Source organism: Streptomyces sp. NPDC043685, assembly GCF_056436585.1.
Window position 1 is genome coordinate 211,309 of record NZ_JBWKCH010000001.1, and the last position, 22,716, is coordinate 234,024.

Sequence of the window (22,716 nt, forward strand, 5' to 3'; positions counted from 1 at the left end):
ACGGCCCACACGCGCCGCCGTGCGCGCCAGGGAACTAGAGCCTCCCGCCTGGCGTTGACCAGTACGGGAGGGTCCACTGGACGTGAAAGCGCGGCCCAGTGGCACCGCAGATTCAGCAAGCAAAGGTCCCCCTGCCGCACCACTTGGAGGGCGCACCGTGCACCGCCGGCACAACGGGCTCAGGACAGCGATCCTCCTCGGAGGACTGTCCGCACTCATCATCGTCATCGGCAGCTTCTTCGGCCGCATGGGGCTCGTCATCGCCGTCGTGGTCGCATTGGCCACCAACGCGTACGCGTACTGGAACAGCGACAAGCTGGCCCTGCGCGCCATGCGCGCCCGCCCGGTGAGCGAGTTCGAGGCCCCCGCGCTCTTTCGCATGGTCCGCGAACTCTCCACCCAGGCCCGCCAGCCGATGCCACGCCTGTACATCTCCCCGACGGAGGCACCCAACGCCTTCGCCACGGGCCGCAACCCACGCAACGCCGCGGTGTGCTGCACCGACGGCATCCTGCGCCTGCTGGACGAGCGTGAGCTGCGCGGCGTCATCGGCCACGAGCTCAGCCACGTCTACAACCGCGACATCCTCATCTCGTCGGTGGCCGGCGCCCTCGCCTCGGTCATCATGTTCCTGGTCAACTTCGCCTGGCTGATCCCGATCGGGCGCTCGGACGACGACGACGGCCCCGGCCTGCTCGGCATGCTGCTCATCATGCTCCTGGGCCCGCTCGCCGCCTCGCTCATCCAACTGGCCATCAGCCGCTCCCGGGAGTACCAGGCGGACGCCTCGGGCGCGCAGCTCACCGGCGACCCGCTCGCCCTGGCCAGCGCCCTGCGCAAGCTCGAACTCGGCACCAAACAGCTCCCGCTGCCCCCGGAGCCGCGCATCGAGACCGCCAGCCACATGATGATCGCGAACCCGTTCCGGCCCGGCCAGGGCCTCTCCAAGATGTTCTCCACACACCCGCCGATGGCGGAACGCATCGCCCGGCTCGAGAAGATGGCAGGTGGGAACCAGTGAGGACCATACTCAACGTCATATGGCTCGTGCTGAGCGGCTTCTGGCTGTTCCTGGCCTACATGCTCGCGGGCCTGCTCCTGTGCGTCACCATCATCGGCATCCCGTTCGGCATCGCTGCCTTCCGCATCGGCGTCTACGCCCTGTGGCCCTTCGGGTACACGACGGTCGAGCGCCGTGACGCGGGCGCCCCGTCCTGCGTGGGCAACGTGCTGTGGCTCGTGCTCGCGGGCTGGTGGCTCGCCCTCGGCCACATCGCCACCGGCATCGCCCTGTGCGTCACGATCATCGGCATCCCGCTGGGCATCGCCAACTTCAAGCTCATCCCGGTCTCGCTGCTCCCGCTCGGCCGGGACATCGTGCGGACCGACGAGCCGTTCGCGGTGCGCTGACGGAGGGAGGCACCTCCCTCCTCGTTTTCCACAGACCGGGCGTTGTCCACAGGTTCGCGCGGCTGTCGGCGGCGGCCCGCATGATGAACCCATGACCGCGACCGAGCAGTTGCCGACCCGAGTGACGACCGACCCCCGACGATCCGGGAGGCGGCCCGCTGCGCCAGGGCGTAACCCCCGGCAGGCCGCCCGCCTTTCGTGTCCGAGGGCTGACCTGTCGCGCCGCATACGGGCCGCTCCGGTGAAAGTCCCCGAGAGCCCCGAGCCAGAGGAAAGCTCGGCTGAGAAGGGGACCGGCCCCACCTCTCACCGCCGCCCGGTAGGCCGCGTGCCCCGACCACCACCCTGTAGGCCGCCCTGCCCCTACTCCCTCCTGCCGGGCCGGGCCTTCACCCACCGCCGCAGGGCGTACGCGAGGGCCCCCACCACCAACACCCCCGCGCCCACGGCCACCGACACCCCGGGCAGCGAGAACGCCAGTACCGCGCAGCCGACCAGCCCGACCACCGGCACCACCCGCGCAGCCGGTGCCGAAGACAGAGTCCACGCCGACGCGTTGGCCACGGCGTAGTACGCCAGCACACCGAAGGAGGAGAACCCGATCGCGCCCCGGACGTCCACCGTGGCGGCCAGGACCGCAACCACCGCACCCACGGCCAGCTCCGCCCGGTGCGGCACCTGGAAGCGGGGATGCACCGCCGCCAGGGCCGGCGGCAGATGCCGGTCCCGGGCCATGGCCAGCGTCGTCCGCGACACCCCGAGGATCAGTGCGAGCAGCGACCCCATCGCGGCCACGGCCGCACCGACCCGCACCACCGGCACGAGCCCGGGCGCCCCTGCCGTCCGGACCGCGTCGGCCAGCGGTGCCGTCGCGTCCCCGAGACCACCCGACCCGAGTACCGAAAGGACCGCCATCGCCACACACGCGTACACCACCAGCGTGATGCCCAGCGCCAGCGGGATCGCGCGCGGGATGGTGCGCGCCGGATCCCGCACCTCCTCGCCGAGGGTGGCGATCCGGGCGTACCCGGCGAACGCGAAGAACAACAGACCGGCCGCCTGGAGCACCCCGTCCGCACCGCCCGAGGCCCCGACGTCCAGCCGCCCGGCATCCGCCTCACCGGAGGCCAGACACACGACCACCACGGAAGCGAGGACAGCCAGGACCAGCGCCACGATGACCCGCGTCAGCCACGCGGACTTCTGCACACCGCCGTAGTTCACCGCGGTCAGCGCCACCACGGCCCCGACCGCCACCGCGTGCGCCTGCCCCGGCCAGAGGTAGGTGCCGACGGTCAGCGCCATCGCCGCACAGGAAGCCGTCTTCCCGACCACGAACGACCAGCCCGCGAGGTAACCCCAGAACTCCCCGAGCCGCTCCCGCCCGTACACGTACGTGCCGCCCGAGGCCGGATACATCGCGGCGAGGCGGGCCGACGACATGGCGTTGCAGTACGCGACCACCGCGGCGACGGCGAGCCCCAGGAGGAGCCCCGAGCCGGCCGCGTGCGCCGCGGGCCCGAGCGCGGCGAAGATCCCGGCTCCCACCATCGAGCCGAGTCCGATGACGACGGCGTCACCCACACCAAGGGTGCGGCGCAGTCCGGAACGGGGTGTTGTCATGCGTCGCACCCTATTGACCGACGCAACCGGCGGGTGGAGCCCAGACGTCATCCCCACCAAGAGGGCGTGAACGCGCGGCAAGGACGCCGCACGGGAGACGCCCGACGCACGACGCTCGGGTCGGTCCTCGGGGAGCGAGATCACAGGGCCGGGACAGCGCGGGCACAGCGTGAAAGGGCAGGTTCACGGCATGACCGTCATCAGCTGGATCATCCTCGGACTGCTGGCCGGGGCGATCGCGAAGTTCCTGCTTCCCGGACGCGACCCGGGTGGTCTCATCGGCACGACCCTGATCGGTATCGCGGGCGCGTTCATCGGCGGCTGGATATCGTCCCGCTGGATGGACCACCCGATCACCAAGGACTTCTACGACGGTGCGACCTGGGCAGCGGCGATCGGTGGATCGCTCGTCCTCCTGATCGTCTACCGCCTGCTGTTCGGTCACTCACGCGACTGACTGGGCCGTGCCGACCGCGGCCGGTGAAGGACAAGGGCGGGCACCCGCGGGGGCCCACCCTTCCCCGTAGCCGTGCGGGCGGGAGCCCGGGGCCGGACTACCGGTAGTTCACGAACTGCATCGCGAAGTCGAAGTCCTTGCCCTTCAGCAGGGTGATGACGGCCTGCAGATCGTCACGGCTCTTGGAGCTGACCCGCAGCTCCTCGCCCTGCACCTGGGCCTTCACGCCCTTGGGGCCCTCGTCGCGGATGGTCTTCGCCACCTTCTTCGCGTTCTCCTGGGAGATGCCCTCCTTGATCGACGAGAAGATCTTGTACTCCTTGCCGGAGAGCTGGGGCTCGCCCGCGTCCAGAGCCTTCAGCGAGATGCCCCGCTTGATCAGCTTGGACTGGAAGACGTCGAGGATGGCCTTCACCCGGTCCTCGGAGTTCGCCTCCATGAGGATCTGCTCACCGGACCACGAGATCGAGGCGCCCACGCCCTTGAAGTCGTAGCGCTGCGAGATCTCCTTGGCGGCCTGGTTGAGTGCGTTGTCGACCTCCTGCCGCTCGACCTTCGAGACGATGTCGAAACTGGAGTCGGCCATGTCCTGTGGCTCCTTGTATCGGGGTGCGTATCGTGCGTACCGGCGTATGGGGGCGGCCGCAGGGCCCGTTCGGGTCCGGGGCCGCATCCGGACCAGCCTAGCCACCCCCGGCCCCCCGAGCGCCGATCAATCGGGTGGCGAAGCACCCCTCGGCATCAGGTATTGTTTACGTCGTTGCCACGGAGCGCCGCCGAAGAGCGGCGTGACGAGCAGCCACCCCGGCGGTGTGCCCGAGCGGCCAAAGGGAGCAGACTGTAAATCTGCCGGCTCAGCCTTCCCAGGTTCGAATCCTGGCGCCGCCACAGGACCGAAAGGGTCTGTGACCAGCAGCAATGCTGATCGCAGGCCCTTTCGGCGTTCACGGACCCGACCTGATCGTTATGGGTGCTTTTTCCCAGCCTGTCTCACCCTGATTCGGGTGCTGACCAGTCCGTGTGGGGCAGGCGTGGGGCAGCTTCCGACCCTCCTAGCTGCCGTTCCTTAGCGCCCGCTCGATCCGGGCGTTCGCTGTGGCGGCGCCGCCGTCCAGGCACTTCGCGTACACCCGGAACAGCACGGCCACGCTGTGGCCGGCGCGCGCGGCTACCTCCTGCGGTTCCACCCCGGAACTGAGCCACGTGGACACGGCGGCGTGGCGAAGATCATACGGACGCTTCGCCAGCAGTGACGCGCACTGAGCGGGCGTGAGAGCGCGCGCACGGGCTTCCGCCCACACCTCGCCGTATCCGGTGTCCTGGATGAGCCCGCCGCGTTGCGTCCGAAATAGCCGCCCGTCTGGGGCAACTCCGTATGCCGTGACGTGCCACCGCAGCAGGTTCACGAGATCGGGCGGGATCGGAACGGTGCGGACTGCTTTCCGGGGCCGGTGCTTGAGCCCTCGCCGATCGTGCGCCTCACCGCTGTCCGTCCAGGCCGCCCCTGAGCGCGGACGAGTCTCCCGGAGGCGCAGAATGCCCCACCCCCGGCGGGGCAGGTCGCAGTCCTGGAGACGGAGGCCGATGACTTCCGCAGGCCGCGCCGCCGCGTAGTACATGCAGCCGAAGAACGCCACCAGGCGTCGCCCACGGGGGCTCTGCGTACGCACGGCATCGAGCAGGGCGAGAGCCTGTCGGGGGTCCGGCACTGAGGCGGGGTCCAGTTCCTCCGCTACTTGCTCCGGAGATTTCCACTGCACCTGTGGCAGGGGGTTGTCCGTCAGGCGTCCGGCGTCTACGGCGTAGCCGAGAGCGTTGTGAAAGATGGCCCGCTTCCGGCGGATGGTCGACGCCGCCGCCGTGGTGCCGTCCAGTTTCTTGGTCAAGGCGTCCAGGGCGGCGCGTACCTGCATACGGTCGGCCAGCGCGGACGTGGGCAGGGATTTCCGTTCGAACCATGCCAGCACGGCGGCCACCTCGTCGGGCGGGTCCTGGTCGCGGCGGCTCACGTTGAATGCCCAGCTATAGAGAGCCGTCCGTACCGTCTGGGCATCAGCCATGCCTTTGGTGTCCCTGACGAGAGCGGGCGTAACGGTGGCCATTGCTTCCGCGAGCGTGCGGCGTGTGGAGCCGGGTGAGTACTGCCATTTCATCTCGATGTACTCGCGGGCGTGCTGGTACCAACTCACGTCGTTGCGCTGCCGCAGCTCAGAGAGCGGTGCTCCGGTGGACTCGTCGAACGGCTCACCGGCGTGCGCCGCGCGCAGCAGCTCAGCGCGTCGGCCCTCTGCCAGTGTCTTGGTGCGGAACGTCTGCGAGTGAGGCGTCTCGCCCGTCTTCCAGCGCAACTCTGCGGAGGTCTGTCCACGATCCTTCCGCTGGCGGACGGACCAGATCCGAACGTCGTACGTCTTCCCCATCGAGGGCCTTCCTACGAAAGGGCCCCGCCATGGCGGGGCCCCGTGGTGCGGTCAGAGATCAGGCTGCGATTTCGTGCGTGGCCCACCAGGCGTCCAGGTCGCTACGGCGACACCGGATATGCCCGTTCGGGAGCTTGATGAGCTTGGGGGCCTTGCCTCGGGCGCGCATGCGGTAGAAGGCGGCGCGGCTCATCTCGATCTCTTCGAGGACTTCGGGGAGCTTGAGCATCTTGGGGCGGGCCAAGGCAGGGACTCCTTCGGAGAGTTCAGCGGGCAGGGTGAAGGGAAGCGGGTCCGCGTGTGTCCGAGGTGCGGATCTCTGCGTCACCCGCGTCATCTGCGTCATTCGCGCCCCTGACCTGCGGTTTCGGGGTGACGCAGGAACCTGAGGGTGTGTCACCCGGTGACGTAGACCTCCGTCACCGGGTGACGCAGGTGACGCAGGATGACGCAGAACGGTGCCGTCTGCGTCACCGCTCTTTCAGCAGGTCGCAGCCCGTTTGCGGGGTGTGGGTGACGCAGGTGACGCAGGGTCTCTCTACTTCGGACAAGAGGGGGGTGTCTGTTGTGGTGCGCAGCTCAGAGAGTGAAGGAGGGGCCGCTTCGCGGCGCGACCATCGCAGGGCGGCGCTGCCGCCGAACAGCAAGAGGAGCACGCGGCGACGGGTGCTCCTCTTGCTTGTCCGGGCAGCCGTGGTGCCGCACGGTCAGAAAGCCGCTCATTGCTCGTGCCGGTCGGGTGCGGCGGACGGCCGTGCGATCTCGATGTAGCGGGACGTTTTGGTGCGGCCCCAGTCGATGAGGACGCCCCGGGCGGCGAGGGTGGGCTGAAGGCGCTTGAGGCGGTCTGAAAGCACCTTGCCGGTGGTCGGCCACCCTTTAGGCAGGGGACGGAAGTCCTCGCCCGTGTATAGGCCGGTGAGGCAGTGCAGCCACTCGGCCGACGTCATCCGCTGCTCGGTGCCCGGGTCGATGCCGGCGGCGTGCTTGAGCACGGTCTGCGCCAGCAAGTCGCCTTCAATGACGTCGTCGTTGAGGTCGTCCAGGCTGGCCCGGTAGGCGGCGAGCGCCCCCAGACCGGTGGCCGCGTCGAACTGCGCACACAGGTGCGCGAAGTCCGCCATCCGCAGGTCGGTCGGGATGTCCGCCTTAGCCGCGCGCACCTGCACGGTGAGGTCCAGGAGCGAGCCGAGGATGACGGGCAGCACCTCTGCGAAGTCCGACCACAGTTCCGCCTCAGTGCGCCGGACGCGGGGGCGTTCCAGCCGCAGGGGCAACAGCCGTTCTGCAAGGTCGGGCCGGATCACGCCGACGTCAATGCCGGTTAGCAGCAAGGGGCGGCGGTAGCCGATGCGGAAGACGTCCCCGTCGGTGAACAGGGCACGTTTGACGTTCTCGGCCCCGGTGACGATGCAGCACATCGCATCCGATAGCTCCGGGGTCATGTGAGAGAGGTTGTCCAGGGCAGTGACCCAACCGGCCGCCACGGCCGTGATCAGGTTCTCCTCATCCTTCGGTGCCCGGCGCAGGTCGCCGCTCATGCCCTCGATGATCCGCACGAGCATCCGCCCACCAGTGGACTTGCCCGCCCCTTGCGGTCCGGTGAGGAACGGGGCCGGGACGGGCACCGTCGGCCCCAGGCAGCCGATGAGCCAGGCGATGGCCAGGCACTCCGTCTCCGCGGTCGCGAAGTTGCATAGACGCATCAGCAGATCGATGCCCTTGCCGTCGGTGTCCTTGACCGGCAGGGGAAGTTCCCCGGTGAGTTGGGTACGGCGCCAGCACACCTCCCGCGGGTCTGGGGTGGCGATGTCCCATCCGGTGGGGTGGATACGCACGGACTGCCCGTCGCTGCGCCCGAGGTCGAGCCACGTGGCCCCGTCGAATCCGGGGGCGACGCGGATGTGCACGGGCTGCACGTCTTCGGTCAGCGCGAGTGCCTCGATCAGGTCGAGCGCCTCTTTCATGGCGGTGCCGTTGAACACGCCGATGCCGTCCTTGAACAGTCCGACCATGAGTTCCTGCCGGTGGCTGCCCGTGGTGCCCTGCGAGCGGATCGGGCGGGCCACGGGGTGGCCGTTGCGCTGCGCGTACACGGTCCCGTCGGCGGTGCGGAAGTACCGGAAGTGCGATTGCGCGTAGTCGGTGATGACTTCGCGGGCAGGGTTCTTGTCGTCGTCGGACATTGTCACAGTCCCAACGTGGTGCGGGCGTTGTTCCACGCATCCGTGCAGTGCCGGGCCGTCTCGCCCTTGGCCTGCGCGGCGGTGAACAGCCGGGTGATGTGGGCGTCGGTGAGGCAGCCGCACCGGCCGTGCGTGGACAGCACGGCCAGAAACGCCCCGTAGACCGTGGCGTGAATCGCGGTGCGGGCCTGCGTAATGCGCTGCTCCGCCATGGCGATGCCGCGTTCCAGGAAGACAGGTGTGCGGTGCGGGCACTTACCGCCGCCGGACCCTGCAGGCAGGGAGACGGAACGAGGCGCCGGCCGGGCGGTGGGCGGTTCCTTGACGGCCAGCGCGCGGACGACGTCGGGCAGGGCGGTCAGGGTGCCGGTGCCGGGTCCGAGGTAACGGGCGTAAGACATGGTCGACTTGATGTCGACTCCGGGCCGGACGGCGTTGTGTGACGTCATGGCGCCTTGGTAGATCCAGTGCTCACCGCGCGTCGTCGGCACGGTCCGGGTGGCGGGCAGGGTGGCGCGTGCCCAGTCGACGGCCGCCGTGTCGTCGAGGTCCACGACGGTCAGCCCGGCGGCGCCGGGGTGGTAGGCGACGGTGACGGCCCGGCGCCATGCGGCCGTCCAGGCCGGGGAGGTGAGGACCGCAGGGTCGGCGGTGGCAGCGGCCCAGGCGTGGCAGACGCCAGGGCACTGGCACGGCCCGGCGGTCTTCATATTCGGCCGGCCACCGCACGCGTTGCCCACGCAGGTGCGGCAGTTGCCGAACGGTGCCTTTCCCGCGCGTAGGGGCAGCACCGGCACACGCGCAGCGGCCAGCGTCAGCGCGGTGCGCAGGGGTTCGTGCAGATCGAGTGAGCGCGGCCGGTGGTCCCGTACTCGTCGGATGTCGGTCGATTGGGTCATGCTGGATGTCTCCAGTTCGTCGCTAGCGTGCTGGATGGTCAGGGCGGCCCCGGTTCTTGGCGGAATGGGGGGCCGCCCTTGACGTAGCTAGAAGGGCGGTTCGTCGCTGTATCCGCTGGGCGCCCACGGGTCACTGTCACGGCGACGCTGGCGCAGCCAGCGCGGCAGGCGCGGGAGGGGCAGCAGGATCACGGCCCACTGCGTCCAGCACGGGCAGGGCTCCCAGTTGGTACCGGCGTACTCGCCGTTGTGGTCGCCGTAGTCGTGCGCGATGCCGCCCTCTCCGCGGCAGTCGGGACAGTCGGGGCGAGGGGTGTCGGACAGGGCAAGGGCCCGGTGGGGGCAGTGGGTGACCTTGATGCGGAGTCGGATCACGGGTGTCGGTCTCCTTGTCAGCCGTAGAACCTGTTCCGCTTGATCACGGCCTTGCGGATGTTGACCGTGGTTCCGCCGTGGTGGCCCCTCGCGCTGAAGGCCTGCACGGCGATCCATCCGCCGAAGATGACGGTGGCGAGGATGATGAGCTGGCCGATGAATGCGGTCAGGGCGGCGATGAACGAGGTGAGCAGCAGCAGGCCGCCGCACACGGCGAGGAACCCGACGCCCCCGAGGGTGACGTTCACCGCCGTGCTGGACACGGCCGGCTTGGCGGTGACCGGTGCCGGCTGAGCCGGTGCCACGGCGTAGCCGGTGACGACACGGCCGTCCGGCAGGACGACGCTCGCCACGGCCGGGATGTGGCCCGGCTGGACGGGGACGACCGGCGCCGCGTGCATGGCGGCGGGGGTGATCGGTGTGGGGTGGTGGACCACGAGGGGTGCGGTCCGTTGGGTGGTGGGTTCGTTCACGGCCGGGTCTCCTTTCAGTTGTCGAGGGCGGACAGGGCGTCGGCGGAGGCTTGTACGAGGTTGTGGATGGGCTCGTAGGCGCCGGTGCCGGCGGCGAAGAACCCGAAGAGGAACAGCACGAGGGCGGCGCCGCCGCCGGCGGACTTGGTCTTGACGGCGAAGACGGAGGCGGCGCCGAACAGCAGCACGGCGGAGATGTCGAGGATCATCGGGAAGAACTCGCTTCCGGGTGAGGCGGATGGGTGGATACGCTTCAGGCGCCCCGGGTGCTCGCAAGCTTGGGGCGTCTGACCGGCGACCGCGCCTGCCTAGCTCCTTCTCGGAGCGGGGTCCGTCTCATGACGGGCGGTCGCCGGTCGCATGCTCAGTCGGTGCCGGCGCGGTAGATGCGCGCCCAGCGGTTGTAGAGCCAGCGGCCGGTGCGGATGCGCTTGCCGGTGGCGTGGCAGCGGCGGCAGTCCTTGCCGCGCTTGATGCGGCCCTTGCGGTCGGTCTTGAGGGCGTGGCCCATGCCACGGCAGCGGCGGCAGTCACCGAACGGCGACACCGCACATATTCCGGCGTAACTGAGGGTGACGGCGAGTAGGCAGGCGATAGCGAGCAGGGCGGGGGTCACGTGGGGCCCTTCCTGGCGGGTTTTTGGGGTTTGCGCAGGTGGGCCGCTATCCGCTAGCGGCCTGATCAGAGGCGGATTGGGGCGCTAGCGGGGCCGCTAACGTTAGCGGGGGTTGCCGCTATCGTTAGCGGCTCCGGAGTGTCAGCCTGCGTCGCGCTTTCCGTCACGCTCCGCTATCGCGGTGGTGATGTGGGAGCGGTCGACACCGCGCCGGTTGACGACCTTGCCGTTGACCCGGCGCCCGACCTGGATCGTGGCGATGCCGTGCGGCTTGAGTGCGGCGGCGAGCGCGTCGGGGTCCCATCCGTCGTAGACCTCCGGGCGCAGGTCTGCGAGCCGGGTCACGATGGTTTCCGACCATGCCTTGGCTTCCTTGGCGGGGACCACGGCGAGGATGTCCGCCAGCAGGTCGTAGGCGGCCGTGGTCGGTTCCGGTGCTTCCCCGAGGGCGTGGCCGGCGAGCAGTCCGGCCTTCTCGCGGACGCGGCGGGCGCGGGCGGCGATGGCTTCGGCGCCGCTGGCGTCGACGTAGACGGAGCGGACGATGCGGGCGTCGGAGCCTTCACCCACGAAGTAGTGGATGCCCTTGTCTCCCCAGGCGAACATGGTCGCCCGCACCCCGCGCTTGTAGGCGGAGGTGCCCAGCACCATGTCGTTCTCCAGCTGGCCCATCACCTTCAGGCACCACCGGGCGGACGCGTTGGCGCTGATGCCGGTGGGCAGCGACTTGGCGTCGGGGCGCTGCGTGGCCAGCAGGACCACGATGCCGGTGGCGGGGCCGCGCTTGACCAGGTCGGTGATGATCTCCTCGAACTCCTTGCCGTGCTCGGGGTGTTCGAAGAGGACCTGGCACTCATCCACCCCGACCACGATCGGGTGCAGCCCCAACGACCGCTTGTCGGCAAGGGCGCTGGTCACTTTGGACTCGGGGCAGATGTCGCGGGGCAGGGAGCGGATCACCTTTGTGCGGCGGCGCAGTTCCTCGCGCAGGGCCCGGAAGTCGTCCAGGGCGTACTGGACGGGTTCGTCGTCGTCGCCGGCGGCGTGCCGGTAGCCGACCGCGTTGCCGACCGGGTCGAGGTCGCCGGTGCCCTTCATGTCGTAGGTGTGCAGCTCAGCGCGCGGATCGAGGGCCGCGATGAGCAGCAGCAGACGCAGCAGGAACGTCTTGCCCATGCGCGGGATGGCGCCGATGACGCCCGCGATGTACATGAGCGTCACTTCGGTCCACCGGCCGCGCTGGTCGGTGCCGTAGGCGACCGGCTCGAACAGATCCACACTCCCGGACTTCAGCAGCGGCCACGCCGGCTGAGACGCCCGGGACATGTCCTGATCCCCGACCCACAGCACCAGGTGCCCGGTGTGCTCGTCGGGGACGGCTTCGGGCCACACACACCCCAGCGGGCGGCGCAGACCGGAGGCGAGCCGCTCGCGACGCTCGATGATGTCCGTGACCGTGACGCCGTAGGGCAGGTTCCCCTCCGCACGCCAGCCGGGCCCGTCGCGGGTGATCGGGGCGGTGAACTCGAACCCGTCCCGTCCCTTGCCCTGCGCCTGATTGATCGCGGGAATCCCCAACGCCCCCAGCGCCCGCAGCACGATGTCACTGGTCAGCTTCGTCGCCTTGGGCAGTTCCACCGCCCGGTGCACGACCGGCGCGTCCGCCTTACGGCCGGTGGCCCCCAGGGCGAGCACGACCGCGCCCACGGACACGGCTTGCAGCCAGTCGGGAGCCAGCACATACAGCGCGAGCGCCAGACCGAGGCTAACGAACATCCCCAGCACGGCGACCAGGGTCCGCAGCCGCACCCGTCCGTCACGCTGCCGCGACAGCTTCAGGTACTCGGCAGCGTCCTCACGCCGCACGGCGGCGAGGCGGACCGGTTCGCCCTCGCGGTCGGCCACCCACCGCATCGTGCCCCCGACCACCTTCGCGGCGCCGGCGGGGGCCTGAAGCGCGAGGCGGGCGGCGTAGATCGGGGCCCGCAGCGCGTGGTAGCCGGCGGCGTGGGCGTAATGGCGGGCCACCCACGCCGACGCGGTCCGCAGCTCCGCCAGGGACTTGAGCCAGACCGGTACGACCGCGCGGCGGCGGGCGCCGGCGAGTCGACCGAGGTAGCCGGGGCCGGTCGCCGCGGGGGCGGGCTGGTCGACAATGACCGGCGTGTCCGGGTCGGCCGGCTCTGGCTCCGGAGCGGGGGCGGCGGCCGGTTCGCGGGCGGCGCGGGCCTTGTCCAGGTCGACCACGTCGGCGCGGTGGTCGGCGGCCATTTCGGCTTCCAGGCGGTTGAACAGTTCGTGGTCGTCGTCGGGGTGCTTCACTGAAGGTTCCTTCTCTCGCAGAGGGAAGGCGGGGCCCGGTCCGTCGCTGTAGGAGGTGTGCGGACGGGCCCCGCCGGGAGTTCAGGCGGCGTACTGCTCGGGGTAGGCGCACGCGGCGCACATGCCGAGCGTCGGGGGGATGACGTATCCGGCGTCACGCCGGCATGCGGGGCATGTGCGGCGGGCGGTGTTGGCCTTGGCGAGCGCTGCCCACCGGGCAGGGGTCATCGGCCTCACCGGTTTGGCGAGGTCGATGCGGTAGAGGTAGGCGACCAGTGGGTCCCGGCGGCGGCGCGGCCGTTCGAGTTGCGCGGCCACGTCCTGGCCACCGGGCCGCAGGCCAAGGGCGCGCAGTTGGCGGCGGGTGGCGTAGCCGTCCGGGGCCAGGCTCCACCGGTAGACCGGCAGCGTGGCCATCAGGCGACGCGCTTCCACGCGGCCCGAAGGCGGACCTCAGAGGCGGAGTGGCCGGCGGCGCGGAAGCGGGCGGCCATGTCGCGGTACGACAACGGCGGCGTCTGGCTGTGCCGGATGTCGTGAACCAGCGTGTCCAGCGCGTCATCCGACAACGCGGGCGCCCCCGTCTCCAGCGCCGGAACCGGCTCGGTCGGACCCCATACGGGGAGTTCCCAGCAGGGTGTGACGCCGGGCGTGACGGGGGTCGTCACGCTGGTCAGGGCCCTGCCGGTCTCCTCGCCCTTGCGGGCGGTCTCCAGCGTCGACCACGCCCCCGCGAGGGTCTGCGCGGTCTGTGCCTGGACGCGTGCGACGCGGGCGCCAGCTTCCGTCACGGCCGTCAGCCGCGTCGCCTCCGTGGCCGCTTCTGCCCGCAGCCGGGCACGGGCCACGGCCGCTTCGTCGCGCGCCTCCTGCTGAATGCCCCGGATCGCGTCCAGCGCGAGGGGCGTGAGCGCGGTGCGCTCCCAAAGGCTGTGCACCATCCACAGGGCCTTGGCCGCGATCGGCAGCCACGCCACAGCCAGCCACGCGCCGGCGGAGTGCTCAACTGTCAGCGCGTGCGCAACCAAGACGCCGGCGGCGAGGACGCCGAAGAACCAACCGACCGCCGTTACGGCACGGTTGTGGTCGCCCTGCGCAGCAAGGCGACGTTCGTAGGCGAGGGTGGCCAGCCATCCGCCATCGATGCCGAGACCGACGACCAGAGCGACCGGCCACGGCACCGCCGCCCCCAGCCACATCATCACCACGGCAAGGGTGAGGACCATGGACACCGCCGTCATCCCGACGGCCGGCAGAACAGTCTTCGCGTTCATTCGGCAGCCTCCCGCTCACGCAGGTCGAGCAGATGATTGATCTCCCGGTGGTAGAGCGCCTCGTTGACCCGATCGCCGACCAGCGCGCAGGTCCGGGCCAGCGCCACGTTCGCTTCCAGGGCCCGAACCAGCAGCGTCCGGAAGTCCTCCTCGTCGGCACGGGGGCCGTAGACGAGCTCAAGCAGCGTCACAGCGCACCCCCTACCGTGAGCAGCGCGGCGAGGATGAGCAGCGCCCCGCCGGCGCAGGTCAGGTCGACTGCACGGCGCAGGGTCGTGAACTTGGCGACCGCGAGCCGGGACAGCCCGGTGACGTCGGCGGCCATGTCCCGCTCCACGGCCGTGGTGATCTCCTCGGCGGTGAGGGTGGCCCACAGCGGGAAGCCGTGCCGGCCGCGCAGGTTAGGCCGGGTCGAGCGCAGCAGCAGACCAGCGGCCGCGAGCAGCAGCGCCATCCCGAGTCCGCCAGCGATGTAGGCCGGCAGGTTCATCGGCAGATCGCGGGCGACCGTCCAGGCGCCCGCCAGGACCGCGCCCACGAACGCCAGCAGTAAGCCGGTCTTGGTGTCGGTCCGCGTGATCTCCGCCTTCACCTCAGCGTGCGCGGTGCTCAGGTTGCGGCCGGTGGCGCTCACGCGGCACCCCCATTGCCCGTTGCGGCGGTGGTGCGGTTGGCCAGAGCGATACGCGCGGCCAGGGCCCGGCGGCGGGCGCGGCGCAGGCGCCGGTTGTCCAGCTCGGTCTGGATGCGGTCCAGAATGATGATCTGCGCGTCCAGCAGGTCAACGTCCGCCAGGATGACGGGCATCTCCTGCTCGATCGCATCCAGCTCCGCGTCCGTCGGCTCCATCCATGGAGCGAACGCGGTAACAGCGTCCTGAACAGTGACGATGTGGCTCATTGGGTCGTGTTCCTCTCGCAGGTGGAACGGCCCGAACCGTGCCCCCGGTGTTCCAGCACCGGGGGCACTTGCCGTTGAAGTCGGTAAATCCGGCTCCCCTCAGCCCTGCTCGTTCGAGACGAGCAGGGGAGGCAACCGGCCCGCAGCCGCTGAGAGCTGCGGAGAGGTCGAATCCGCGCTGTACCTCACGCGGGAGCTTCCGCGTGGCCGCCTACTTGGTCGAGGAGAGGCGGCGCTATCCCCATGCAGTTGTCAAAGAACACCCAGTCCAGGGACTTACGGCGAACCGCAGTAGCCCCGCCCGGCATAAAGACTGACTCAACGGTGTTGGTGGTGTTGTACCAACAACCGACGCCCTGAGTGTTGCCTTAAGTCGCTACGACCGTCAAGGCAGAGGGCGTATGTTGTTGGCACAAGTCAGCCAACTAGCAGGGAGGCACCGTGCGGGAGCAGCGCCCCAGGTACCACCGAATCGCGGATGACCTGCGAGGACAGATCGAGCGGGGTGAGCTGGAGCCGGGTCAACAGCTCCCAACGGAGTTCGAGCTGGTCGAGCGATACGAAGCGAGTCGCAACACGGTCCGCCTGGCTTTGCGGCGCTTGACCGAAGAAGGGCTCATCATTGCTGGTCAGGGGCGGGGAAGCTTCGTTCGCCGCAGCCTGACACCAGCCGTCTGGGACTGGTCAGTACTGGAGTCTCGGACCCGGCACCAGTCCAACGATCGCGGTGACCAGTGGGCCAGCATCGTGGCTGAAAGTGGGCGTCAGCCTCGGCAGGAGGTCCGCGTCTCCATCCGCCGCCCGCCGGCCGAAGTCGCGGAACGCCTGGAGCTGGATCCTGAGACCGCGCTGACTGTCGTCCGGGAACGAGTGCGCATAGTGGATCACGACCCGTATGCCCTGGCTGACTCGTACTTCCCGGAAGAGCTAGTCCGAGGCACGCCGTTGATGCTGCCCGAAGACGTGTCAGCGCCGGGTGGCGTGCTGGCCAGCGTTGGCCTCGTTCAGGCTCGCTATCGGGACGAAATCACTGTGCGTATGCCGACTCGTGCTGAGGTCGAGAAGTTGTCACTGCCCTCCGCCACGCCTGTGGCTGTGCACATGCGCACGGGCTATGACGAGAAGAATCGGCCCCTACGAGTAATGATCACGATCCTCCCTGGAGACCGTCATGTCATCAGGTACGACGTTTCGGCAGACTGAGCGCATCTCCCGGGAGCAGGCAAGAGTGAAGGCCCTACAGAGCATCGATCCGACTTTGCCAACCGACCACTATCCGGAACGGGTCTGGTACACGTCCTACGGCTCGAACATGCACCTCGATCGACTGGCCGCCTACATCCAGGGCGGCCGCCCACCCGGCGCATCGAGGCAGTACCCAGGGTGCCGTAACCCAGCAATGCCCACCCGCTCCATCCCTGTTGAACTGACCGGCGCCATGTACTTCGCAACCGAGTCGCCCGTATGGGGAGGGGGGAGGGCCTTCTACGATCACCAGGTAAGTGGGCGAGTGCTAGCTAGAGCTCACCTGGTGACTACTGATCAGTTCTCGGACATCGCCGCCCAGGAGATGTACAGGGGCCCCGGCGCGGGCCTTGACCTGGTGGGCGTGCTGTCACAGGGCCGCGCAGTGCTAGGTGAGGGTCGTTACGAGACACTCGTATGCGCTGGGCAGGTCGATGGGTTGCCGGTCCTTACGTTCACCGCCCCGTGGGGCGTGCAGGACGTCGAATGGGTCCCGCCCTCTGCCGCCTACGTGCGCTTCTTGGCTTCGGGACTACTGTCCGCCGGCGCGTGGGATCTGGAGGCGGTGGCCTCGTATGTAGCAGCATGCCCCGGCGCCGCTGGTCACTGGTCGGAGCAGGCACTCCGCGACCTCTTGAGCGAGGACACGTAAGGTGTTAGGGCAACCGCCTCTACAACTGCATAGAGCCTGTATCGGGGCGAATCCTCACAGTATGGATCTCGCTGCAGGTTGGGTCGGGGAAGGCCAGAGACGCCCGACTCGCCAAAATCCTCCTTGAGAGCGGGTTGTGTCTCTGGCTCCGCCAACTGCTAGGCCGAGATTCCGCTACTCTCCACCCTGAATGTCACTAACCACGCCAGTGATTTCCTTGACGATGGCGGTGCCTGAGTCGATCGATTCTTGAACTACGGCCACTCCGCCATTGAACGCCACGCATACAGCGATAAGCGCCAGCCACCCCTTCTTCCAGCGGCTCACTGTCTCTGGATTCGCGTTCTCCATAGTTGCCGACGCTTGCGCCAAGGACCCAATAACTCGGCTAGCTTCCGAGGCGACGCGAGCCCCGCCAAAGAGGTCGACGTTCTCCACCAGCCAAATCAGGTGCTCGATTTGCGAGATCAAGCCATCCTTCACTGGCCCTGCGATCTCTGAGTCTTCCATGCTGGAGAGGAGATCCAACCACTCTTTGCATTGGTCGACGATGGCATCAAGGTCAACGCCTCGTGGGGCGGCAGCTGACCCAACGAGGCTCCCGGCAATGATATCTGCTGCCGCCTCCAGGTGGTCAAGCATGTCCTGCTTGATAATGCCGTTAGCATGCCTTCCCGTATCGTTCCAGTTGACCTGAGGCTGGACAATGGAGTTCCACCACGCATTAACATACCGAAGGGTACGCTCGCGAGCTCTCTCAGGCAGGGCATTCAACTGCTCGATTGTCGTGACCATGAGGTTCACCACCTCACCATGACGCTTTGCAAATTCGACGGATCCCCATTCGGCCCCAAGCGCCGTGGCCCAACCGTCCGCGTAGGTGTGTTTACCCGAGCTCTGCACTCTGGACAGCAGAGTGTGCAGGTGGTGGGGTGCCGTGTTGTCGCTAGAAAGGCTCATGTCTTCCCTCATTGCATGCCTGTCCGCCCCCCGGCGTCCAGTGAGTATCGCGACGGTAGCACTAAGTGAGCGTTCGCGGAACGCATCCCTCACTGCCTGCTGGAGGGGTATGGCGGCGGACCCCTGGGGCCCGAGTCGTGGAGGCATGCGCATCATCTCCCGAAAGGCCACAGCACGGGTCGCTAGAGAGATATCATCGCTCAGACGACGCAGCCTTCCTCGGAGATCTCCATGGCTATCATCAAGCACGCAGCACGCCAGACACTTGGCCAGCTGATTGGCGCCAACAATCCGGTAGTGACCGTGCCAGATGACAGTCAGCGTCAGTATGCATGGTCGAAGAAGGAGGTGGACACTTACTGGGAAGATATTCAGAAGTTTAGGATCGCCCGAGAGACTGGAAAGGAGTCAGCTTCCGAATACTTCATTGGCCCCATCGTTACAATCACTGATGAACACGTGAAAAGCAGGTCCCTTCTGGATGGGCAACAGCGTCTCACCACCTCAACAATCTTGATTGCGGTGATCCGTGACATCCTTTGGAGGATGGGATCTCCTGCAGCGCAGGCCATGGCCAACAATATGCAGCGTGACTACATCGCTCGAAAAGCTGGCCGCAGGGAGCCCATGGAATACTTCCTTGTATTGTCACTATTTGATCGGGACTTCTTTCGTGATTTCATCCAGGATTGGAATGAAACGTCTGGAAGTACTAGGGGTGCCGAGGAAAGTAAGCGCCCATCGCACAAGTTGATCCGAGAGGCCTATTCCAACTTCGAAAGTAAAGTCAGCAACCAGCTGTCTATTTACCCTGACGAAGACTCTCGTCTTGACTGGCTTGATTCTCTCTATGAATGCCTCATTAAAGGGCTAGTGTTTGTTGAAATTCAAACTCCGACGTCAAGTGACGCGAATGAAGTATTCGAGACCATTAATTCGCGCGGAAAGGATTTGTCCACCGTTGACCTAGTCCGCAATTTCCTAATGGAGAAAAGTAAGGAGGATGATACGAAAAAGCGGGTCAATGACACATGGAGGGTTCTACTCGACAACTTTGAGAAGAGGGAGGAGATCGAGCGGTTCTTGCGGCACTTCTGGGTGGCGCGTCACGGTGACGTGAAATCACATAGCCTATACGCAACAATTAGAGGAGAATTGACGGGCGAGTTCTCTAAGGTCCCGCAAACGTACTCACCAAAGGCCTTCGCCGCCGAATTGGAAAGTGCATCCCTGCGGTATGTTGATCTCATTCATTGCTCGACAGGGATTGAGAAGTTCGACGCTGCCCTAGCGGACATCAAAGCACTGAATGCTGATGCGCTGCACCCGCTCCTGCTGGCTGCGTCAGAACGTAATGACTATACTCAGCTACAGGAGCTAATTGAAGCTTGCCTAAGCTACTATGTGCGCTGGACTGTGATCGGCACGCGTGAATCTACATTGCTCGAGGAGAATATCTTCGGAGTGGCTAAAGAATTTTCAGGAGGTGCCGGTTGCGCTTCTATCATGCGGCGAGTGTGTAGTTGGATTCCAGATAATGACACGTTCAAGGCGGCATTCGAAGAGGCAACTCTCCCCAAGGCTTCTCAGGCGCGCCACATCCTCGAAAAGATCGAGGCCCAACTGCGAGTCAGTGCGGGCGTTGATGAACTAACTGTAGCGGGTTCCGGCAAGGTGCACGTGGAGAATATCTACCCTCAGCATCCTGATGTCGAGTTCCGTTTGGATGAGCATGAGGCGTGGGTGCACCGAATCGGAAACCTCACTTTGCTAAGCGGAAGGAAGAATGCCGCCGTTGCTAATCGAACGTACCCAGAAAAGTGTCACAACTACTCAGAATCGGCCCTGCTCGTCTCCACGGACACCGGAATCGAGCGCTTGTGGGACTCGACTAGAGGCCAGTGGAACCCGGCAGGGATCCATGCACGGCAACTCGAGATGGCCGACATTGCGCTAGAAGTGTGGCCCGATGCCGGGCACTGGTCGTAGCCAATGTGACTTCCGAGTTGGAGGTGGGCCGAGCTCATCTTCCCCCGGGTTTCCTCCGGAGTAGGTAGACCACGATAGGCCGCACGTCGTAATGGGTGAACTAAGGCCGCTCTAAGCTGCCAACGACTGATGCGCCCATGCGAAGCACCAGATGCCGGCCGGGGTTTAGCACGAGTCGCGGCCCCGGCCGACGTAAGGCGCGGCTCAACGGCAGGTCTTCAGGCGAGACCTGCGGCCACGGTCCGCGGCCGGCTCATGGCAGGTCTTCGGTGGGTTGCTGGTTCTCAGGTTTCGATGACCTGCCCTCAGCCGGGATGCGACCATCCCTGGATGGACGCATCGGTGCTCAGTGCGCTGGTAGGGCTGATCGGTGTAGGAGCTGGTGCTGGCGCCACGTTCGGCGGGGTCGTGTATCAGCAACGACATGGCGCACGGGAAGCAAGGGTCGCCAGGCTGCGGGGTGAAGCGGTTGCGGCCGCAGAAAAGATCTTGGCCGAGCTGCTGGCTATGCAACACAGCCTGCGGCTGGGCTCGTACGGTGCCGCCGAGGAGGAGCAGCGAGACTACCTAAGGGCCTTGCAGCACCACCATGCAACGATCCAGTTGCACTCTCAGTGGCTGCCCGATGTCGAACTAAGGTCCCGACTCAGTGTCAACGCCCTATATACGCAGGTCGGCCCGGTCGGCGATTCCCGTAGTGACGTCGAGCGACGCGGAGACGGAATGGCTCTTTGCTCGGACAGTATCGCCTGCCTCGGTGCTTTTCTCCGTTCCGAGGCTCTTCCCGTGCGCGATGCCCACGTAGATCAGATACTCGCCCGCTGGCCTGAGGGGCGGGAGCTGCACACGTTCATCTTCTCAGGCCCCCGTGTGGAGACTGATGAGCCTCCTGCTTCTTCTACTTAGCGCCAGCTGGAGGTGGCGGCCCCCGCACCGGTGTGCCGCAGGTTGCTTGGCCCAACGACCGCAACAGGAAGAGCCAGATGCGGATGCCGGCGTGTTCGCGTGGGGCACTTGTGGGGCAGTGAGGCAACAGCAGGTATGAAGACGCAGATGAGCGCCTGAGCGTCGCGCAGACTGTAAATCTGCCGGCTCAGCCTTCCCAGGTTCGAATCCTGGCGCCGCCACACTGGGGAAGACCCCCTCTGATCAGGTCCTGACCTGATCAGAGGGGGTTTTTCGTTGGCCGGTGACCGTGGCGCCGCATACTGCTCGGTCAGGGCCGGACGGCATGAACCCGTCAGATAGGCTGCCGCCTCTTCCAACGGCATCCTCCTGATGAGGTGTGAATGAAAACAGGCAGACGAACCGTCGCGGTGCTCACGCTCGTGGGGGCGCTGGGCCTTCCGGTGCTGAACGCGCCGGCCGCTCAGGCGGCGGACACCGGCATCAAGGTGTCGGACATCGCCGTCAACCAGGGCAAGCCCATCGTCGTCGGGACGTCGAAGGAGGTGGAGCCGTCGATCAGCTTCAACATCGCGCTGCCCTCCGGCTACACCACCGCCGACCCCTCCCGCTACGACGCGTACCCCTTCCTCTACCGCGGCAGCATCAACACGGCTGCCGACACGGGGGAGAACTTCATCGGGCCGGGCGTCTACACCTGCTACGAGATCGACTCCAAGCACGCTCGCTGCGAGGGCAGCCTCTACATCGACCCGCACCCGAGCCAGGAGCACGTCGACTCCAACAGTGACGCCACGACCTGGAAGGTGGGCGTCTCGCTGAAGCTGTGGAAGGCCGACGGCGGCCTGAAGACCGGGGAGCTGGAGACGCGGTCCACGACCGCCCAGCTCAAGCGCGCGGCCAAGGCCACCACCGACGCCTCACCCGAGCCGGTCACCAAGGGCAGGACGATCACCGTCACGGGCAAGCTGACCCGCGCCAACTGGAGCACCAAGAGGTACGACGCCTACAGCGGCCGTACGGTCAGCCTCCAGTTCCGCGCCAAGGGCACCGACACCTACAAGACGGTCAAGAAGGCCACCACCAGCAGCACCGGGGGCATGAAGACCACGGTCACCGCCTCGGTGGACGGTTACTACCGCTGGGTGTACTTCGGCAATTCCACCACCGGCGTCGCCACCAGCACGGCCGACTACGTCGACGTGCGCTGACACCCTCACCACGAGCGGCCCCCTTTCGCCTGCGGACGCAGGCGAAAGGGGGCTTTTCGTTTCCTCCGCCACTCCGGCACGGAACACAGACAGCAGAGAAAGGAGAAGACGAAGAAGACAGGACGAAGAGCGACGAAAGAAAAAGACGGAAAAGACGAGAGACGAAGAGGGAGACGATGACGGGGATGTCGACAGCCACGCTCGCCCTGGGGGCCGCTCTGCTCGTCGGCTGGGCCGGGCCACCCGTGCCGATGCCGCCGCCCTACCGTGAGGCACCCTCGTCGCTCCTGCCGCCGCCCGGGCCGGCCCGACCCCGGGGCACGACCACCGACACCCGCCCCAGCCCGGTCCGTGACGATCTGGTGGCCAGGGTCGTCGACGCCGTCAACAAGCAGCGCTCCCAGGCCGATTGCGGGCCCGTTCGGCTGCGCAGCTCACTCAACCGCGCCGCCCAGAGGCACAGCACCGACATGGCCCGCAGGCAGCGTCTCACCCACACCGGAAGCGACGGCAGCAGTCCGGCCGCGCGGATGCGGGACGCCGGTTACCACCCCGGCCACATCGCCGAGAACATCGCCGCCGGCCCAGGCACACCCGAGGCCGCCGTCCGTGTCTGGATCGACAGTCCCGAGCACAGGGCCATCATCCTGACCTGCCGTTACATCCATGCCGGGGTGGGGGTCGCGCAGGGCTCCGGCGGGCCTTGGTGGACGCTGGACCTGGCCACCGGCTACTGAACCGGCCCTCCGTCATTCCCCGCCGGCCATCCGGCATTTCCCGGAATCCGAAAACGGAAAG

At 67.2% G+C, this 22,716-nt stretch carries 24 protein-coding genes and 2 tRNA genes; 9 read left to right on the forward strand and 17 right to left on the reverse strand.

The window, feature by feature from the left end; genetic code table 11:
* The first annotated feature begins 157 nt into the window (after window positions 1–157).
* Window positions 158–1,021 carry a zinc metalloprotease HtpX gene (gene htpX / locus AC0665_RS01010; RefSeq protein ID WP_478605242.1) on the forward strand — a complete coding sequence of 288 codons (864 nt, stop codon included), beginning with the start codon at window positions 158–160 and terminating at the stop codon, window positions 1,019–1,021.
* Window positions 1,018–1,410: a YccF domain-containing protein gene (locus AC0665_RS01015; protein WP_363121033.1), complete on the forward strand. Its 393-nt coding sequence runs from the start codon at window positions 1,018–1,020 to the stop codon at window positions 1,408–1,410. Before htpX ends, AC0665_RS01015 begins: the two co-directional genes overlap by 4 nt.
* Before the next feature lie 363 nt (window positions 1,411–1,773).
* Here AC0665_RS01015 and AC0665_RS01020 read toward each other — a convergent pair whose 3' ends face one another.
* Window positions 1,774–3,033, reverse strand: a complete 1,260-nt coding sequence (locus AC0665_RS01020; protein ID WP_478704203.1) for an APC family permease — start codon at window positions 3,031–3,033, stop codon at window positions 1,774–1,776.
* Between the two features lie 190 nt (window positions 3,034–3,223).
* Here AC0665_RS01020 and AC0665_RS01025 point away from each other — a divergent pair, with 190 nt between their 5' ends.
* Window positions 3,224–3,490 carry a GlsB/YeaQ/YmgE family stress response membrane protein gene (locus AC0665_RS01025; RefSeq protein ID WP_363121035.1) on the forward strand — a complete coding sequence of 89 codons (267 nt, stop codon included), beginning with the start codon at window positions 3,224–3,226 and terminating at the stop codon, window positions 3,488–3,490.
* Between the two features lie 97 nt (window positions 3,491–3,587).
* Here AC0665_RS01025 and AC0665_RS01030 read toward each other — a convergent pair whose 3' ends face one another.
* Window positions 3,588–4,076 carry a YajQ family cyclic di-GMP-binding protein gene (locus tag AC0665_RS01030; protein WP_033309004.1) on the reverse strand — a complete coding sequence of 163 codons (489 nt, stop codon included), beginning with the start codon at window positions 4,074–4,076 and terminating at the stop codon, window positions 3,588–3,590.
* 220 nt (window positions 4,077–4,296) lie between these two features.
* Here AC0665_RS01030 and AC0665_RS01035 point away from each other — a divergent pair.
* A tRNA-Tyr gene (locus AC0665_RS01035) sits at window positions 4,297–4,378 on the forward strand.
* A 164-nt stretch (window positions 4,379–4,542) separates the two neighbouring features.
* On the opposite strand, the gene AC0665_RS01040 is transcribed toward AC0665_RS01035, so the two are convergent.
* The 14 genes from AC0665_RS01040 to AC0665_RS01105 form a co-directional block, all read right to left on the reverse strand.
* Window positions 4,543–5,910 (reverse strand): tyrosine-type recombinase/integrase, encoded by a 1,368-nt coding sequence (locus tag AC0665_RS01040; protein ID WP_478704204.1) that lies wholly within the window; start codon window positions 5,908–5,910, stop codon window positions 4,543–4,545.
* A gap of 58 nt (window positions 5,911–5,968) precedes the next feature.
* Window positions 5,969–6,154, reverse strand: coding sequence for a helix-turn-helix transcriptional regulator (locus AC0665_RS01045; RefSeq protein ID WP_308884014.1), 186 nt, complete (start codon window positions 6,152–6,154; stop codon window positions 5,969–5,971).
* A gap of 475 nt (window positions 6,155–6,629) precedes the next feature.
* Window positions 6,630–8,096, reverse strand: coding sequence for an ATP-binding protein (locus AC0665_RS01050; protein WP_478704205.1), 1,467 nt, complete (start codon window positions 8,094–8,096; stop codon window positions 6,630–6,632).
* Between the two features lie 2 nt (window positions 8,097–8,098).
* Entirely contained in the window at window positions 8,099–8,995 is an 897-nt protein-coding gene (locus tag AC0665_RS01055) for a bifunctional DNA primase/polymerase (protein ID WP_478704206.1), read from the reverse strand.
* Between the two features lie 87 nt (window positions 8,996–9,082).
* Entirely contained in the window at window positions 9,083–9,370 is a 288-nt protein-coding gene (locus AC0665_RS01060) for a hypothetical protein (protein ID WP_478704207.1), read from the reverse strand.
* A gap of 17 nt (window positions 9,371–9,387) precedes the next feature.
* Window positions 9,388–9,843 carry a hypothetical protein gene (locus AC0665_RS01065; RefSeq protein ID WP_478704208.1) on the reverse strand — a complete coding sequence of 152 codons (456 nt, stop codon included), beginning with the start codon at window positions 9,841–9,843 and terminating at the stop codon, window positions 9,388–9,390.
* A 14-nt stretch (window positions 9,844–9,857) separates the two neighbouring features.
* Window positions 9,858–10,052, reverse strand: coding sequence for a hypothetical protein (locus AC0665_RS01070; RefSeq protein ID WP_381102794.1), 195 nt, complete (start codon window positions 10,050–10,052; stop codon window positions 9,858–9,860).
* 155 nt (window positions 10,053–10,207) lie between these two features.
* A complete protein-coding gene (locus tag AC0665_RS01075) occupies window positions 10,208–10,459 on the reverse strand; it encodes a hypothetical protein (protein ID WP_478704209.1) in 252 nt (83 codons plus the stop codon).
* Between the two features lie 141 nt (window positions 10,460–10,600).
* Window positions 10,601–12,781: a cell division protein FtsK gene (locus AC0665_RS01080; RefSeq protein WP_478704210.1), complete on the reverse strand. Its 2,181-nt coding sequence runs from the start codon at window positions 12,779–12,781 to the stop codon at window positions 10,601–10,603.
* An 81-nt stretch (window positions 12,782–12,862) separates the two neighbouring features.
* Window positions 12,863–13,198, reverse strand: a complete 336-nt coding sequence (locus AC0665_RS01085; protein WP_478704211.1) for an RRQRL motif-containing zinc-binding protein — start codon at window positions 13,196–13,198, stop codon at window positions 12,863–12,865.
* Window positions 13,198–14,055, reverse strand: coding sequence for a protein spdB (locus AC0665_RS01090; protein WP_478704212.1), 858 nt, complete (start codon window positions 14,053–14,055; stop codon window positions 13,198–13,200). Before AC0665_RS01090 ends, AC0665_RS01085 begins: the two co-directional genes overlap by 1 nt.
* On the reverse strand, window positions 14,052–14,246 hold the full coding sequence (locus AC0665_RS01095; protein ID WP_478704213.1) for a hypothetical protein: 195 nt from the start codon (window positions 14,244–14,246) through the stop codon (window positions 14,052–14,054). Before AC0665_RS01095 ends, AC0665_RS01090 begins: the two co-directional genes overlap by 4 nt.
* Complete coding sequence (locus tag AC0665_RS01100) at window positions 14,243–14,689, reverse strand: Pycsar system effector family protein (RefSeq protein WP_478704214.1); 447 nt, start codon at window positions 14,687–14,689, stop codon at window positions 14,243–14,245. Before AC0665_RS01100 ends, AC0665_RS01095 begins: the two co-directional genes overlap by 4 nt.
* Window positions 14,686–14,955 (reverse strand): DUF6284 family protein, encoded by a 270-nt coding sequence (locus AC0665_RS01105; protein ID WP_478704215.1) that lies wholly within the window; start codon window positions 14,953–14,955, stop codon window positions 14,686–14,688. The genes AC0665_RS01100 and AC0665_RS01105 overlap by 4 nt, the downstream gene beginning before the upstream one ends.
* Window positions 14,956–15,396: 441 nt before the next feature.
* On the opposite strand from AC0665_RS01105, the gene AC0665_RS01110 reads away from it, so the two are divergent.
* Window positions 15,397–16,158 carry a GntR family transcriptional regulator gene (locus tag AC0665_RS01110; RefSeq protein ID WP_478704216.1) on the forward strand — a complete coding sequence of 254 codons (762 nt, stop codon included), beginning with the start codon at window positions 15,397–15,399 and terminating at the stop codon, window positions 16,156–16,158.
* An 868-nt stretch (window positions 16,159–17,026) separates the two neighbouring features.
* Here the strand turns inward: AC0665_RS01110 and AC0665_RS01115 are convergent.
* The gene (locus AC0665_RS01115; protein ID WP_478704217.1) at window positions 17,027–17,812 is read right to left on the reverse strand and encodes a hypothetical protein; all 786 of its coding nucleotides are present in this window, start codon (window positions 17,810–17,812) and stop codon (window positions 17,027–17,029) included.
* 231 nt (window positions 17,813–18,043) lie between these two features.
* Here AC0665_RS01115 and AC0665_RS01120 point away from each other — a divergent pair, with 231 nt between their 5' ends.
* The 4 genes from AC0665_RS01120 to AC0665_RS01135 all read left to right on the forward strand — a co-directional run bounded on the left by AC0665_RS01120 (window position 18,044) and on the right by AC0665_RS01135 (window position 22,655).
* Window positions 18,044–19,801, forward strand: a complete 1,758-nt coding sequence (locus AC0665_RS01120; RefSeq protein ID WP_478704218.1) for a DUF262 domain-containing protein — start codon at window positions 18,044–18,046, stop codon at window positions 19,799–19,801.
* Between the two features lie 1,020 nt (window positions 19,802–20,821).
* Window positions 20,822–20,928: transfer RNA gene (locus AC0665_RS01125), tRNA-Tyr, on the forward strand.
* Between the two features lie 162 nt (window positions 20,929–21,090).
* The gene (locus tag AC0665_RS01130; RefSeq protein ID WP_478704219.1) at window positions 21,091–21,918 is read left to right on the forward strand and encodes a hypothetical protein; all 828 of its coding nucleotides are present in this window, start codon (window positions 21,091–21,093) and stop codon (window positions 21,916–21,918) included.
* A gap of 185 nt (window positions 21,919–22,103) precedes the next feature.
* A complete protein-coding gene (locus tag AC0665_RS01135; protein WP_478704220.1) occupies window positions 22,104–22,655 on the forward strand; it encodes a CAP domain-containing protein in 552 nt (183 codons plus the stop codon).
* Window positions 22,656–22,716: the final 61 nt, after the last annotated feature.

Excerpts from the sequence above, each read along its gene's own strand:
- AC0665_RS01130 (WP_478704219.1), top strand. The coding sequence starts at position 21,091 with ATGAAAACAGGCAGACGAACCGTCGCGGTGCTCACGCTCGTGGGGGCG.
- AC0665_RS01120 (WP_478704218.1), top strand. The coding sequence starts at position 18,044 with ATGGCTATCATCAAGCACGCAGCACGCCAGACACTTGGCCAGCTGATT.
- AC0665_RS01040 (WP_478704204.1), bottom strand. The coding sequence starts at position 5,910 with ATGGGGAAGACGTACGACGTTCGGATCTGGTCCGTCCGCCAGCGGAAG.
- AC0665_RS01090 (WP_478704212.1), bottom strand. The coding sequence starts at position 14,055 with ATGAACGCGAAGACTGTTCTGCCGGCCGTCGGGATGACGGCGGTGTCC.
- AC0665_RS01055 (WP_478704206.1), bottom strand. The coding sequence starts at position 8,995 with ATGACCCAATCGACCGACATCCGACGAGTACGGGACCACCGGCCGCGC.
- AC0665_RS01020 (WP_478704203.1), bottom strand. The coding sequence starts at position 3,033 with ATGACAACACCCCGTTCCGGACTGCGCCGCACCCTTGGTGTGGGTGAC.
- AC0665_RS01050 (WP_478704205.1), bottom strand. The coding sequence starts at position 8,096 with ATGTCCGACGACGACAAGAACCCTGCCCGCGAAGTCATCACCGACTAC.
- AC0665_RS01135 (WP_478704220.1), top strand. The coding sequence starts at position 22,104 with ATGTCGACAGCCACGCTCGCCCTGGGGGCCGCTCTGCTCGTCGGCTGG.
- AC0665_RS01105 (WP_478704215.1), bottom strand. The coding sequence starts at position 14,955 with ATGAGCCACATCGTCACTGTTCAGGACGCTGTTACCGCGTTCGCTCCA.
- AC0665_RS01025 (WP_363121035.1), top strand. The coding sequence starts at position 3,224 with ATGACCGTCATCAGCTGGATCATCCTCGGACTGCTGGCCGGGGCGATC.
- AC0665_RS01070 (WP_381102794.1), bottom strand. The coding sequence starts at position 10,052 with ATGATCCTCGACATCTCCGCCGTGCTGCTGTTCGGCGCCGCCTCCGTC.
- AC0665_RS01030 (WP_033309004.1), bottom strand. The coding sequence starts at position 4,076 with ATGGCCGACTCCAGTTTCGACATCGTCTCGAAGGTCGAGCGGCAGGAG.
- AC0665_RS01115 (WP_478704217.1), bottom strand. The coding sequence starts at position 17,812 with ATGAGCCTTTCTAGCGACAACACGGCACCCCACCACCTGCACACTCTG.
- AC0665_RS01085 (WP_478704211.1), bottom strand. The coding sequence starts at position 13,198 with ATGGCCACGCTGCCGGTCTACCGGTGGAGCCTGGCCCCGGACGGCTAC.